The following is a 13344-nucleotide window of genomic DNA, read 5'->3' as shown; positions in this document are numbered from 1 at the left end:
GGCATGACGAGCCGGGCGAGTGCATCGTGAAGTTGCTGGATGAGAGCCGCGTAAGTGCGTATCTCGAGCGCGATCCCGCCTTGCTCACGACCATCAAGTTGCGGGTGCTGTCGCGGCAACAACAATTGCTGCGAGTCGACTTTGAAAATTCGCCGACGCACGAGGTCCTGAGCGCTTGCCTCGCGCGCTTCGAAACCCTTCTGCCGCAACACGACGTGATCCTCATGTCGGATTATGCGAAGGGCGGTCTGACCCACGTCACGCAAATGATCGCCGATGCGAAGCGCGCGGGCAAAGCCGTGCTGGTCGATCCGAAGGGCGATGACTGGGACCGGTATCGGGGGGCTACGCTGATCACGCCCAATCGCGCGGAATTGCGTGAAGTGGTCGGTCACTGGAAGTCGGAAGCAGACCTTCTGGCGCGCGTCACGGCATTGCGTCGAACACTCGATCTGGATGCGCTGCTGCTTACTCGATCAGAAGAGGGCATGACGCTTTTCACCGCTGAAACGACCGTCCACATCAAGGCCGATGCGCGTGAAGTGTATGATGTTTCGGGTGCCGGAGACACGGTCATTGCAACCGTTGCAACCATGCTGGGGGCCGGTGTGCCGCTGATCGACTGCATCGCATATGCCAACCGGGCGGCTGGAATCGTCGTCGGAAAACTGGGAACGGCGACGGTCGACTATAACGAACTTTTCGCCTGAAAATACCATGACCATCATCGTTACCGGCGCGGCCGGGTTTATCGGCAGCAATCTCGTCAAGGCACTTGGCGATCGCGGCGAAGAGCGCGTGATAGCGGTCGACAACCTGACGCGCGCCGACAAATTCAAGAACCTGGTCGATTGCGAAATCGACGACTACCTCGATAAAACCGAGTTTGTCGCGCGCTTCAAACGCGGTGATTTCGGCAAGGTCAAGGCCGTGTTCCACGAAGGCGCCTGCTCCGACACAATGGAAACCGACGGCCGCTACATGATGGACAACAACTTCCGCTACAGCCGCGATGTACTCGACGCGTGCCTCGAACAAGGCGTGCAGTTTTTGTATGCATCGTCGGCGGCGGTTTATGGCGGTTCCAGTGAATTCGTGGAGCGTCGGGAACTCGAAAAGCCGCTGAACGTCTACGGTTATTCGAAATTTCTCTTCGACCAGATCGTGCGCCAGATGCTGCCGAAGGCGCGTAGCCAGATCGCCGGGTTTCGCTACTTCAACGTGTACGGGCAGCGCGAGACCCACAAGGGGCGCATGGCGTCGGTGGCGTTTCACAACTTCAACCAGTTCCGTGCAGAAGGGAGAGTGAAGCTGTTCGGCGAGTACAACGGCTATGGCGCCGGCGAGCAGACACGCGATTTCGTCTCGGTCGAAGACGTGACGGCAGTCAACCTGCACTTCTTCGATCACCCCGGAACGTCAGGCATCTTCAACCTGGGTACCGGGCGAGCACAGCCCTTCAACGACATTGCGTCCACCGTGGTGAACTCGTTACGCGCCATGGAAGGCGAGGCGGCGTTGTCGCTCGATGAACTGGTCCTGCGCGGCCTGATCGAATACATCCCTTTCCCCGACGCATTGCGTGGCAAGTACCAATGTTTCACGCAGGCTGACCAGTCCAAACTGCGCGCGGCCGGCTACGACGCCCCTTTCCTGACAGTCCAGGAAGGCGTCGATCGCTACGTACGTTGGCTATCCGGCCAGCTATAAAAGCGGGCGCTGTTTTCCTACACTGAGTCTCCCGGTCAGCGATCGTCGCGGACCGGCTTCAAGGGAGACTCACATGATCAAGAAATTCCTCGCAGCCTGTACGCTCGCCCTGGCCGTTGGTTCGGCCTTCGCCAGCGTCGATATCAACAGCGCCAATTCCGACGCGCTACGGGGCATCAAGGGCATTGGGCCGGCGAAGGCGAAGGCCATCCTGGATGAGCGCGAAGCACACGGCCCGTTTAAAGACGCGGCCGAGCTCAGCAAGCGCGTGAAAGGCATGGGCGGCAAAACGGTGGATCGATTGGTGGCCGAAGGCTTGACCATCGGCCCGGCGACCAAGGTGGCGTCGGCCGGAGCGTCGCCGCCCGCTACAACGGGCAAACCCGCTGGTGCAGGCGTGGTCGTCAAGAAGTAGGCGCTCGGGTGGGCGCACCGGTCGGCGCGCCGGTCGATCAGTGCGCCGCTTGCTTGCCTTTCATTTGTGCACCAGCGCGGGCCGCCGCGCTCAAACGCTCACGCTATTCCCGCGCTATCTCGCGCTGTCCCTTTACCCGGTAGGGCCGGGCGGCATCGAAAAGATCGCTGGGCTACAATCGTTGAATTCCCCGCACTTAAGACGCGACCGTTCAGACAGCAGCAAACTCGATCCGCTATGGCTTACAAGACTATTGAAGACACGATCGGCAACACGCCGCTCGTGCAACTGGTCCGGATTCCGGACGACGAAATCCGCAGCCGGAACAACGTGATTCTCGGCAAGCTCGAGGGCAATAACCCTGCGGGATCGGTGAAAGACCGGCCGGCGTTGTCAATGATCAAGAAGGCCGAAGAGCGAGGTCGTATCAAACCGGGCGACACGCTGATTGAATCGACCAGTGGTAACACGGGTATTGCGCTGGCCATGGCTGCGGCGATTCGCGGCTACAAGATGGTGTTGGTCATGCCCGAGGACTTGTCGATCGAACGCCGCCAGAGCATGACCGCGTACGGCGCACAGATCGTTCTTACGCCCGTGACCGGCGGCATGGAATACGCTCGCGATCTGGCTGAGCAAATGCAACGCGAAGGCAAGGGGATTATCCTCGACCAATTTGGCAACCCTGACAATCCGCTTGCCCACTACGAAACCACGGGCCCTGAACTCTGGCGCGACACGGAAGGACGGATCACGCATTTCGTCTCCGCAATGGGCACGACCGGCACGATCATGGGCGTGTCGCAGTATCTGAAGGAACAGAACGAAGCGATCGAGATTATCGGGGCTCAGCCGGAAGAGGGATCGCGTATCCCAGGTATCCGCAAGTGGCCTGAAGCGTATTTACCGAAGATCTTTGATCGCAGCCGCGTGGATCGCACGGAAAACGTGAGTCAGGCGGCGTCCGAAGCAATGGCGCGACGACTGGCATCGGTGGAAGGGATTTTCAGCGGGATTTCCTCGGGCGGCGCATGTGAAGTCGCGTTGCGCGTGGCACGGCAAGTCGAGAATGCGACCATCGTGTTCGTGGTCTGCGACCGCGGAGACAGGTACCTGTCGACAGGCGTGTTTCCGGCCTGAGGCTGGCGGAGTGCGGGGAGGGTGCAGAACTGCGCGACCCTCGCTCCAGACTCACCGCCGGCAGCATCGCGTTCCGCCTACCGCGACGCCGAAGTCCCCATATCGCCCGCGTCAATTCGCGCCTTCACGGCTTGACCGAGTTGATACACGGCGAGCGCGTAGAAAAAACTGCGGTTGTAGCGCGTCAGCACATAGAAGTTCTGCAGACCGATCGTGTATTCGGTAGCGCGGCCGGGTGTAGGCAGATCCACGACGACCACCGGCGTACCCGCTTCGGACAGTGCGTTGACGTTCGGCTCGTCGAGCAGCATCCCGGCTTTCGTCAATTGGGCGAGTGACCAGTGCGGCTCGGGCTGGCCATCAGCAGCGGCTTGCGCAATGCCTTGACTACCCGGGTCGCCAGCGATCTTCCACACCACCGGTCGTCCGGTTTCCCAGCCGTGCTGCTTCAGATAATTCGCGACACTGCCGATCGCATCGGCGGGACTTGTCCGCAGATCGATCTTGCCATTGCCGTCGAAATCTACTGCGTACTGCACGATGCTGCTTGGCAAGAATTGCGGGATGCCGATTGCACCGGTGTACGAGCCAAGGACCGTAGTCGGATCGATTTGCTGGTCGTGCGTCCAGACCAGCAAGTCCTCCAGGTTCTTACGGAACGTGGCCTGCCGTTCAGCGCGATTCGGTGTGTCCGGATAGTCGAACGTGAGGGTGGTCAGCGCATCGAGCGCGCGGAAATTGCCCATGTAGCGGCCATAGATTGTCTCCACGCCGAGAATCCCGACAATGGCCTCGGGTGGTACGCCATATTGCTGCGACGCCCGTTGAAGCGCGGCCTGATTCGCACGCCAGAATTTCACGCCGGCGGCAATACGGACCGGCTCGATAAAGCGTCCTTGATACGCGCGCCAGTTCTTGGTGGCGGGCGTGGCAGACGGCGTGACAAGCTTCACCGCCGTCGTCGAATAGCTGACCTTGTCGAACAGGGCATGCAGTGCCGCGGAATCGAAGTCGTAGCGGGCTACGAGATCGTCGATGAACGCGTCGACATTCGGGTTGTGAGCATAGCGTTGGGGAACGATTTCCTCTTCGAACACCTGCCCTTGCGGCGTCGCGGGTTGCGGTTGCGCTTGCGCCACAGCGTGGCCGTTGAACATAGCGCCAAGCGCGCATACGAGTGAAGCGACTGACGCAAAGCGCGCCGGAAAAAGCGAGACGAACGAAGCAAACTTGAAGGTCATAGTGTGCGTGATTGTGGCGAGGTATCGCGGGGCTTGGAGCAAGCCGGGTGAGTATAACCGACGCGTTTTCGCGCCCGTCCCGTAAACACTGGCCGCAGGCGACGCGGGACACCGGATCGCACGAAAATTCCAGTGTGGTAACTTAATAGAAATACACGCATCACGGATGCACGCATCCAGGATCCGCGCCGCGGCACTCAGGCGAGACGCGCAAACCGAAGAACGACCAAACAAACGAGACACGCGACGCGACTCGACCCCGCGCCGCAAATCATATGGCTACCGCCTTTTATTCCCATCCTGATTGCCTTCTCCACGACATGGGGCCGTGGCACCCCGAGTGCCCGGCGCGCTTGCAGGCGATCGAAGATCAGTTGATCGCAAGCCGTATCGATACGTCGATCGTGCACGAGGAAGCACCGCTCGCGAGCGTTACCGAGCTGGCGCGGGTCCATACGCGCGCGCATATTGATTTCATCCAGAGGTCGTCGCCGCTGAGTGGATGTATCGAAGTGGATGCCGACACCCTGATGTCGCCGCATTCGTACCAGGCCGCGCTGCGCTCCGCGGGCGCAGCCATTGCGGCCACCGATGCCGTGATCGCCGGCACTTACAGCAATGCGTTTTGCAGCGTGCGTCCGCCCGGGCATCACGCTGAACCGGCGCGGGCGATGGGCTTTTGCTTCTTCAACAACGTCGCCATAGCGGCGCGTCACGCGCTCGAGGTCCACGGTTTGCAGCGCGTGGCTATCATCGATTTCGACGTGCACCATGGCAACGGCACCGAGGCTGCTTTTTCGGGTGACCCGCAGGTGCTGATGTGCAGTTTCTTCCAGCACCCGTTCTACCCTTACAGCGGCGCGGACAATCAAGCCGAGAACATGGTCAACCTGCCGATGCCGGCGCGCACGAAAGGCATGGCCGTGCGCGAGGCCGTCGATCTGATGTGGCTCCCGAAGCTTGAGCAATTCAAGCCGGAGATGATCTTTGTTTCGGCCGGTTTCGACGCGCATCGCGAAGACGATCTGGGCAATATGGGCTTGGTCGAGGACGACTACGCCTGGCTCACCATGCAGATTTGCAACGTGGCCAAGCGGCACGCGAAGGGCCGAATCGTGAGTTGTCTGGAGGGCGGGTATAACTTGTCGGCATTGGGCCGCAGCGTGGTGGCGCATGTCCGGGTGCTGGCGGACATTTGATTGCGTGCGCTAGCCGTGAGAGACCCCGCTACCGGTCGTGAACGCGAGCGTGAAAGTAGCTTTCTCACCGCGTTGCGAACGCCGACGACTACGAGATTAGCGCCTTCTGCAGTTTCTTTCTCCTTCCACGGGTTTAGAGAGTAGCTTGGTCTGTTTAGCGGCTTTACGCGAAAACCCGGGTTGTAATCGAAATGGTTTCGTGTTTAAAATAGTACGATCGTTCTATAAATATCAAGCTTTCCCGATTGTGTAAGGCTTTACGAGTCCGATCCAGTCTTGCCGTGCGAAATCGGCGGTTGGCGCACTCGTTATAATCGTTTGGGTTTGGGTATTCGTAACTTGGGAGCATTTGCATGAAAATCCTGGTACCAGTGAAGAGAGTGGTCGACTACAACGTGAAGGTTCGCGTGAAGCCGGACGGCAGCGCGGTGGATATCGCGAACGTGAAGATGTCGATGAATCCGTTCGATGAAATCGCCGTCGAAGAGGCCGTGCGCTTGAGGGAAGCAGGGATTGCGACGGAAGTGATCGCGGTGTCGTGCGGTGTCGCGCAATGTCAGGAAACGCTGCGCACGGCGATGGCGATTGGCGCGGATCGCGGCATCCTGGTGGAATCCACTGAGGAACTGCAGCCGTTGGCTGTTGCCAAGATTCTCAAGGCGTTGGTCGACAAAGAGCAGCCGCAATTGATCATCCTCGGCAAGCAGGCGATCGACGACGACTCGAACCAAACCGGCCAAATGCTCGCCGCGCTGGCCAACCTGCCGCAAGCGACGTTTGCGTCGAAAGTGACGATAGCGGACGGTAAAGCCACCGTAGCGCGCGAAGTCGATGGGGGTGCGGAAACCCTGTCCCTGACATTGCCCGCCGTCATCACGGCCGATCTTCGCCTGAACGAGCCGCGTTACGTCACGCTGCCGAACATCATGAAGGCCAAGAAAAAGCCGCTGGAAGTGTTGAAGCCGGCGGATCTGGGCGTCGATGTCACGCCGCGCCTGAAGACCCTGAAAGTCGCCGAGCCGCCGCAACGCTCCGCGGGCATCAAGGTGCCGGACGTGAAGACGCTGGTCGAGAAGTTGAAGACCGAAGCCAAAGTGCTGTGAGGAGTTTCTAAAGTGACCATTCTTGTTATTGCAGAACACGACAACGCATCGATCAAGGCCGCGACGCTGAACACGGTCGCAGCGGCCACGAAGATTGGTGGCGACATTCACGTGCTGGTGGCGGGCCACAACGCGCAAGCTGCCGCCGATGCCGCTGCGAAGATCGCAGGCGTCACCAAAATATTGCTCGCCGACGCGCCGCAACTTGCCGATGGACTCGCCGAAAATGTCGACGGTACGGTGCTGAGCATTGCGAAGGACTACACACACATCCTCGCGCCCGCGACCGCTTACGGCAAGAACATCGCGCCGCGCGTGGCCGCGCATCTGGACGTGGCACAGATCAGCGACATTACGGCCGTCGACTCGGCTGACACCTTCGAGCGTCCGATCTACGCCGGCAACGCGATCGCGACGGTTCAATCGAGCGACGCGATCAAGGTGGTCACCGTTCGCGCAACGGGTTTCGATCCGGTTGCGGCAGAAGGCGGCAGCGCGTCGATAGAGAAAATCGACGCCGCGGCGGACGCTGGCAAATCGCAATTCGTGAGCCGCGAATTGACGAAGCTGGATCGGCCGGAATTGACGTCGGCGAAGATCATCGTGTCGGGTGGACGCGGTTTGGGCAATGGCGAAAACTACATGAAAGTGCTCGAGCCGCTCGCGGACAAACTTGGCGCGGCGCTGGGCGCATCGCGTGCAGCCGTCGATGCCGGTTTCGTACCGAACGATTATCAGGTCGGCCAGACGGGCAAGATCGTCGCGCCGAATTTGTATGTCGCCGTCGGCATCTCGGGCGCGATCCAGCACCTGGCGGGGATGAAAGACTCGAAGGTTATCGTCGCGATCAACAAGGACGCGGAAGCGCCGATCTTCGGAGTCGCGGACTACGGCCTCGTGGGCGACTTGTTCACGGTCGTGCCGGATCTGGTCAAAGAACTGGGCTAAGCGGCAAATACATCGGCGAGAAACGGGGACCGCAAAAAGGGGCGCGACATCTGAGCGCCCCTTTTTGTATCTGATTGGAGGAGAACGAAATGACCTATAGCGCGCCCATCAAGGACATGTTGTTCGTGATGAAGGAACTTGCCGATATTGACGGCATTTCGGCATTGCCCGGTTTCGAAGACGCGGGCTTCGAAACAGCTCGGGCCGTTCTCGAAGAAGCATCGAAGTTCAACGGCGAAGTCCTCGCTCCGTTGAACTTCGACGGCGACAAGAATCCCAGTGCGTGGAAAGATGGCGAAGTCATCACCACGCCCGGGTTCAAGGAAGCGTTTCGCCAGTTCGGCGAAGGCGGCTGGCAAGGCCTGCTGCATCCAGTCGAGTACGAGGGCCAGGGATTGCCCAAGCTGGTCGCCACGCCGTGTATCGAAATGTTGAACGCGGCGAACATGTCGTTCGCCCTGTGCCCCCTGCTGACCGACGGCGCTATTGAAGCGTTACTGACGGCCGGCACGGAGGAACAGAAGCAACTCTACGTGCCGAAGCTGATCTCCGGCGAGTGGACCGGCACGATGAACCTCACTGAGCCGCAAGCGGGTTCCGATCTTGCATTGGTGCGAACGCGCGCCGAGCCGCAAGGCGACGGCACGTACAAGGTCTTCGGCACCAAGATCTTCATCACGTACGGCGAACACGACATGGCGAAGAACATCGTCCATCTCGTGTTGGCGCGCACGCCCGGCGCACCGGATGGCGTGAAAGGTATTTCGCTGTTCCTGGTGCCCAAGTTTCTCGTCGAACGCGATGGCACGCTCGGCGCTCGCAACGACGTCCATTGCGTGTCGATTGAACACAAGCTCGGCATCAAGGCGAGCCCTACAGCTGTGCTGCAATTTGGCGACGCAGGCGGCGCGACCGGTCAATTGATCGGCGAAGAAAATCGCGGACTCGAATACATGTTCATCATGATGAACGCGGCGCGGTTCGCGGTCGGCATGCAGGGCGTGGGAATCTCCGAGCGGGCGTATCAGAAGGCCGTCGCGTATGCGAAGGATCGCGTGCAAAGTCGTCCGGTCGATGGCTCGGCCAAGCAGCCGGTCTCGATCATTCATCATCCGGACGTACGCCGCATGTTGTTGACCATGCGCGCGTTGACGGAAGCGTCGCGCGCGCTCGCGTATGTAGCGGCGGCGCACTGCGATTTCGCGCATAGCCATCCTGACGAGGCGGCGCGCGCCAGTCATCAGGCGATCTACGAGTTCCTCGTGCCGGTCGTGAAGGGCTGGAGCACGGAGCTTTCCATCGATGTCGCGAGCCTCGGCGTGCAGGTCCACGGCGGCATGGGATTCATCGAGGAGACCGGCGCTGCGCAGTATTATCGCGATGCACGGATCCTGACCATCTACGAAGGGACGACCGCGATCCAGGCCAACGACCTGATTGGGCGCAAGACCTTACGCGATGGCGGCGCAACGGCCCAGGTTATTTTCGCGCAGCTGGATCAGACCATCGCGCAGCTCGCCGATCACGAGGGCCACACGTTCGCGTCGATGCATCGGCATTTGAGCGCAGGACGTCTGGCGTTGGCGCGGGTGGTGGAGTTTGTCGTGGCGAAGGCCAAGACCGATCCGAATGCAGTGTTCGCGGGCAGCGTGCCGTATCTGAAGCTGGCGGGCATTGTTCTCGGCGGCTGGCAAATGGCTCGGGCGTTGCTCGTGGCATCGGAGAAACGCAGCGACGACGAGTCGTTCTATGGCGCGAAGATCGCGACCGCGCAGTTTTTCGCGGAACATGTCTTGTCGATGGCGCCGGGGATCGAGGCGTCGATTGTTAGCGGGGATGGGCGAGAAGGGTATCTCGCGCTCAGTGAGGAACAGTTCTGAGGGAGATGGCAGCCGGGCGGTTGGGCCGGTTTGCTTGACTGCGTGTATAGACCGGGGACATAGCGGCGAGTACGGGGCAGCAGAACCGTCCCATGCTCGCCCCGCCCCCGAACCACCGTCCGCCGATATCAGGCCCTTGAATACGCCGGCCGGGTTGCCCCACGCGTTTCGCCAAAATATCGATGCACCGACAAATCATCCGCCTGGATAGCGGCTTGCTTGCCCGAGATCAGATCGGCGAGAAGCTGGCCTGAACCGCAACACATCGTCCAGCCGAGCGTCCCATGGCCGGTGTTCAAGAACAGGTTCGGCAACGGTGTCCGGCCGACAATCGGCGTGCCATCCGGCGTCATGGGCCGCAGGCCGGTCCAGAACGACGCCTTCGCGGTATCGCCCCCGCCAGGGAACAAATCGTTCACGCACATTTCCAGTGTTTCGCGGCGTGCCTTGAGCAAGGTCTTGTCAAAGCCAACAATTTCCGCCATCCCGCCAACACGAATCCGGTCGTCGAAACGCGTGATCGCGATCTTGTAGGTCTCGTCAAGAACGGTGGATACCGGCGCGGCACTTTCGCTCACGATCGGCGCGGTCAGCGAATAACCCTTGAGCGGATAAACCGGGATATCGACGATCTTGCCCAGCAACTTCGTGGAGTACGACCCAAGCGCAACAACATACGAATCGCCTCGAATGGTTTCGCTCCCACATTGCACGCCCGTAATGCGACCGCCGCTCACAGTGAGCGAATCGATCGGCGTGTTATAGCGAAATTTCACGCCGAGATGCTCAGCCATCGCAGCGAGGCGAGTCGTGAACTTCTGGCAATCGCCGGTTTCGTCGTTGGGCAGACGCAGGCCGCCGGTCAGCTTGTGCGACACCGCCGCGAGCGCGGGCTCCGCCTTCTGCAATTCGGCCGGGGTGAGCAATTCGAATGGGACGTTCGCATCGCGCAAGACAGCGATGTCCTTCGCGGCGCCGTCCAGCTGTTGCTGGGTACGAAAGACTTGCAGCGTTCCGCCGGTACGACCTTCGTACTCAAGGCCCGTATCCGCGCGCAACGCCTGGAGGCAATCGCGGCTGTATTCGGCAAGACGCACCATGCGGCCTTTGTTCACCGAGTAGCGCGCCGGGGTGCAGTTTTGCAGCATCTTCCACATCCACTGCAACTGGAACGCTGTGCCGTCAAGCCGGATGGCCAGCGGCGCGTGCTTTTCAAACATCCATTTGAGTGCCTTCAACGGCACGCCGGGAGCCGCCCAGGGCGACGCGTAGCCGGGCGAAATCTGTCCCGCATTCGCAAAACTCGTCTCCATCGCGGGTCCCGCTTCGCGATCTACGACCGTGACGTCATGCCCCGCGCGGGCCAGATAGTAGGCGCTCGTGACGCCGACAACGCCGCTTCCCAAAATTACGATTCGCATGCCTTGCTCCGTGCAATGTGACTTTTCCGTCGTTCATGCGCTTCCAAAAGGCTTGGACCTTGGGTTGGAGCCCTGATTCACGGGGACATAGTGGTATCGACTATGGTATTGATAGCAATGCAGTTTTTGTTATCGTATTTATCTCAGTTTTAGCGGAAACAAATGAGAACTCAACGAAATTCAGTACGGGCGCTGGATAAGCTCGATCACCGTATCTTGAAGATTCTTCAACAAGACGGACGTATCGCGATGAAGGATCTCGCCGAGCAGGTGGGGCTCTCCGTCACGCCGTGTATCGAGCGCGTAAAACGCATGGAGCGCGACCAGGTAATCACCGGATATTTCGCGCGCGTCAACCCGCAGCATCTTGGCGCCGCCCTGCTGGTTTTTGTCGAGATCACACTCGACCATAAAAGCGGCAACATGTTCGACCAGTTCCGGCGCGAAGTGCAGCGCATCCCGGAAGTGCTGGAATGCCATCTCGTCTCAGGCGACTTCGACTATTTGATCAAGGCTCGGATCGGTGAAATGGCTGACTACCGAAAACTCTTGGGTGACATTCTTTTGCAATTGCCGGGCGCCGTGCAATCGAAAAGTTATGTGGTGATGGAGGAAATCAAGGAGACGCTGGTCATAGCAGTCGATGCTTGAAAGGAAGCTTGCGAATGGTTCAATTTACTGTATATTTATACAGTACTTTAGCTGCTTCCTTTTGTTTCTCCATGGCTTCTCACGACCGCGAATATCCTGTTGCGCCACCCACGCCGTTGAAAGGGCGAGGCGCCGTCACGAACCTTCAGGGGCGCTACGAACGCGACGAACGAGCACGGATCGACGACGGCTGGATGGACGTCGAGGAAGAGGGTCAGGTGCTGCGCACGCAGGTGTTTGAAGAGCGAGCGAAAAGCATACTCACGCGCAATTCGTCACCCGATATCCCGTTTAGCGTATCGCTGAATCCTTATCGCGGGTGCGAGCATGGCTGCATCTACTGCTTCGCGCGACCGACGCACAGCTACCTGGGGTTATCGCCGGGGCTGGACTTCGAGAGCCGGATTTACGCGAAAGTCAATGCAGGCGAGTTGCTCGAGCGCGAACTGGACAAACGGTCCTATCAGCCGGAGCCCATCGCGCTCGGCGTGGTGACCGACGCGTATCAACCCGTCGAGCGGAACTTGCGCATTACGCGGCGTGTGATCGAGATCCTGAGTGAGCGCGGGCATCCGTTCGCTGCGATCACGAAGTCATCGTTGATCGAGCGCGATATCGACCTTCTCGCCCCCATGGCGGAGAAAGGACAGATGATCGCGGCGGTGACCATCACTACGCTCGACGCGGATATCGCCCGGACACTCGAACCGCGCGCAGCCACGCCGGCGCGACGATTGCGTACGATTCGGACGCTATCCGAGGCTGGCATCCCGGTCGGCGTGAGCATTGCTCCAATCATTCCGTTCGTGACCGAACCGGACCTGGAGCGCGTGATGCAAGCCTGTGCCGAGGCGGGCGCGACCAGCGCGAGCTATATCGTCTTGCGTTTGCCCTGGGAAGTGGCGCCTCTTTTTAAAGACTGGCTCGCGGCGCACTTCCCGGATCGAGCTGAACGTGTAATGGGTCGGGTGCGCGACATGCGTGGCGGGAAGGACTACGACGCCGATTTCGCGAAACGGATGAAAGGCGAGGGCTTGTGGGCGGATATGTTAAGTCAGCGCTTTCACAAAGCGGCGCGTCGACTTGGCTTGAATGCCCGGCAACGCGGAATTCTGGATATGTCGGGGTTCCGGTCTATCGAGAAGGGCGCAATTGCGCGTCGCCTGCCGGAGAGCTCTCAGATGAAGTTGTTCTGATCGGACGCGCACTCAAGGCCCGGCGCACGGCTACAAGCGCGTTCGCCTAGTGACCTTAGCCGCTGCGAGTAAGCGGCTGTCAACCCGCCCGCAGACGCCGCTTGCTCCAAAGACTTCCAGCGATTGCCAAGAAGATCACAACGAACGCGACAAGACTCCACTGGGGAATCGACAGCCCAAGAATGGGCGGATAGATCGTTTCGCAGAGTCCGGCGACCTTGAAAACCTGCGGCAACCAGTGCGCGGGCGGCAAGCTGTCGACAACAGGCTGGAGCGCATCGAATCCGCAGCTAAAGCCGGGGTGAGCTTGCAGGTAAACATGCCGGGCAGCAGTGACAACGCCCCCCAGCGCCGAGATCGCCGCAAGCGTTTCAAGAACGGCGATCCCGCGCCATCCTCTTAATACCGCGCCCAAAAAGGCGAACACGGCGATCAGGACA

General features: G+C 60.0%; 13 protein-coding genes. 10 read left to right on the top strand and 3 right to left on the bottom strand.

The window, feature by feature from the left end:
* The 4 genes from WCA53_RS18275 to cysM form a co-directional block, all read left to right on the top strand.
* The coding region (locus WCA53_RS18275) for a PfkB family carbohydrate kinase (protein ID WP_423913610.1) at positions 1-710 on the top strand (710 nt) is incomplete at its 5' end.
* Positions 711-717: 7 nt separating this feature from the next.
* Entirely contained in the window at positions 718-1710 is a 993-nt protein-coding gene (gene rfaD, locus WCA53_RS18270; protein WP_423913607.1) for an ADP-glyceromanno-heptose 6-epimerase, read from the top strand.
* A 73-nt stretch (positions 1711-1783) separates the two neighbouring features.
* Positions 1784-2125: a ComEA family DNA-binding protein gene (locus tag WCA53_RS18265; protein ID WP_423913605.1), complete on the top strand. Its 342-nt coding sequence runs from the start codon at positions 1784-1786 to the stop codon at positions 2123-2125.
* Positions 2126-2362: 237 nt separating this feature from the next.
* Positions 2363-3265: a cysteine synthase CysM gene (cysM, locus tag WCA53_RS18260; protein ID WP_423913601.1), complete on the top strand. Its 903-nt coding sequence runs from the start codon at positions 2363-2365 to the stop codon at positions 3263-3265.
* A gap of 77 nt (positions 3266-3342) precedes the next feature.
* Here the strand turns inward: cysM and mltB are convergent, their stop codons facing one another.
* Positions 3343-4506, bottom strand: coding sequence for a lytic murein transglycosylase B (gene mltB / locus WCA53_RS18255; protein WP_423913597.1), 1164 nt, complete (start codon positions 4504-4506; stop codon positions 3343-3345).
* A 275-nt stretch (positions 4507-4781) separates the two neighbouring features.
* On the opposite strand from mltB, the gene WCA53_RS18250 reads away from it, so the two are divergent.
* From WCA53_RS18250 to WCA53_RS18235, 4 genes are all read left to right on the top strand, one after another.
* Entirely contained in the window at positions 4782-5705 is a 924-nt protein-coding gene (locus WCA53_RS18250) for a histone deacetylase family protein (protein WP_423913593.1), read from the top strand.
* A gap of 353 nt (positions 5706-6058) precedes the next feature.
* Positions 6059-6808 carry an electron transfer flavoprotein subunit beta/FixA family protein gene (locus tag WCA53_RS18245; RefSeq protein ID WP_423913590.1) on the top strand — a complete coding sequence of 250 codons (750 nt, stop codon included), beginning with the start codon at positions 6059-6061 and terminating at the stop codon, positions 6806-6808.
* A 12-nt stretch (positions 6809-6820) separates the two neighbouring features.
* On the top strand, positions 6821-7756 hold the full coding sequence (locus WCA53_RS18240) for an electron transfer flavoprotein subunit alpha/FixB family protein (RefSeq protein WP_423913587.1): 936 nt from the start codon (positions 6821-6823) through the stop codon (positions 7754-7756).
* Positions 7757-7845: 89 nt separating this feature from the next.
* Positions 7846-9636, top strand: coding sequence for an acyl-CoA dehydrogenase (locus WCA53_RS18235; RefSeq protein ID WP_423913584.1), 1791 nt, complete (start codon positions 7846-7848; stop codon positions 9634-9636).
* A 128-nt stretch (positions 9637-9764) separates the two neighbouring features.
* On the opposite strand, the gene WCA53_RS18230 is transcribed toward WCA53_RS18235, so the two are convergent.
* Positions 9765-11057, bottom strand: coding sequence for a D-amino acid dehydrogenase (locus tag WCA53_RS18230; RefSeq protein ID WP_423913580.1), 1293 nt, complete (start codon positions 11055-11057; stop codon positions 9765-9767).
* A gap of 162 nt (positions 11058-11219) precedes the next feature.
* On the opposite strand from WCA53_RS18230, the gene WCA53_RS18225 reads away from it, so the two are divergent.
* Both WCA53_RS18225 and WCA53_RS18220 read left to right on the top strand, forming a co-directional pair.
* Entirely contained in the window at positions 11220-11708 is a 489-nt protein-coding gene (locus WCA53_RS18225; protein ID WP_423913576.1) for an Lrp/AsnC ligand binding domain-containing protein, read from the top strand.
* 71 nt (positions 11709-11779) lie between these two features.
* Entirely contained in the window at positions 11780-12904 is a 1125-nt protein-coding gene (locus WCA53_RS18220; RefSeq protein WP_423913573.1) for a PA0069 family radical SAM protein, read from the top strand.
* Between the two features lie 79 nt (positions 12905-12983).
* On the opposite strand, the gene WCA53_RS18215 is transcribed toward WCA53_RS18220, so the two are convergent.
* A partial coding sequence (locus WCA53_RS18215) for a disulfide bond formation protein B (protein WP_423913570.1) occupies positions 12984-13344 on the bottom strand: 361 nt, incomplete at its 5' end.

The sequence above is a fragment of the Caballeronia sp. genome, from assembly GCF_049581465.1.
In the GTDB taxonomy this organism is placed as follows: domain Bacteria; phylum Pseudomonadota; class Gammaproteobacteria; order Burkholderiales; family Burkholderiaceae; genus Caballeronia.
This window is presented reverse-complemented; position numbering and strand designations above follow the sequence as displayed.

Coding starts and splice junctions, on each gene's coding strand:
- rfaD (WP_423913607.1), top strand. CDS start 718: ATGACCATCATCGTTACCGGCGCGGCCGGGTTTATCGGCAGCAATCTC.
- WCA53_RS18265 (WP_423913605.1), top strand. CDS start 1,784: ATGATCAAGAAATTCCTCGCAGCCTGTACGCTCGCCCTGGCCGTTGGT.
- cysM (WP_423913601.1), top strand. CDS start 2,363: ATGGCTTACAAGACTATTGAAGACACGATCGGCAACACGCCGCTCGTG.
- mltB (WP_423913597.1), bottom strand. CDS start 4,506: ATGACCTTCAAGTTTGCTTCGTTCGTCTCGCTTTTTCCGGCGCGCTTT.
- WCA53_RS18250 (WP_423913593.1), top strand. CDS start 4,782: ATGGCTACCGCCTTTTATTCCCATCCTGATTGCCTTCTCCACGACATG.
- WCA53_RS18245 (WP_423913590.1), top strand. CDS start 6,059: ATGAAAATCCTGGTACCAGTGAAGAGAGTGGTCGACTACAACGTGAAG.
- WCA53_RS18235 (WP_423913584.1), top strand. CDS start 7,846: ATGACCTATAGCGCGCCCATCAAGGACATGTTGTTCGTGATGAAGGAA.
- WCA53_RS18230 (WP_423913580.1), bottom strand. CDS start 11,057: ATGCGAATCGTAATTTTGGGAAGCGGCGTTGTCGGCGTCACGAGCGCC.
- WCA53_RS18225 (WP_423913576.1), top strand. CDS start 11,220: ATGAGAACTCAACGAAATTCAGTACGGGCGCTGGATAAGCTCGATCAC.
- WCA53_RS18220 (WP_423913573.1), top strand. CDS start 11,780: ATGGCTTCTCACGACCGCGAATATCCTGTTGCGCCACCCACGCCGTTG.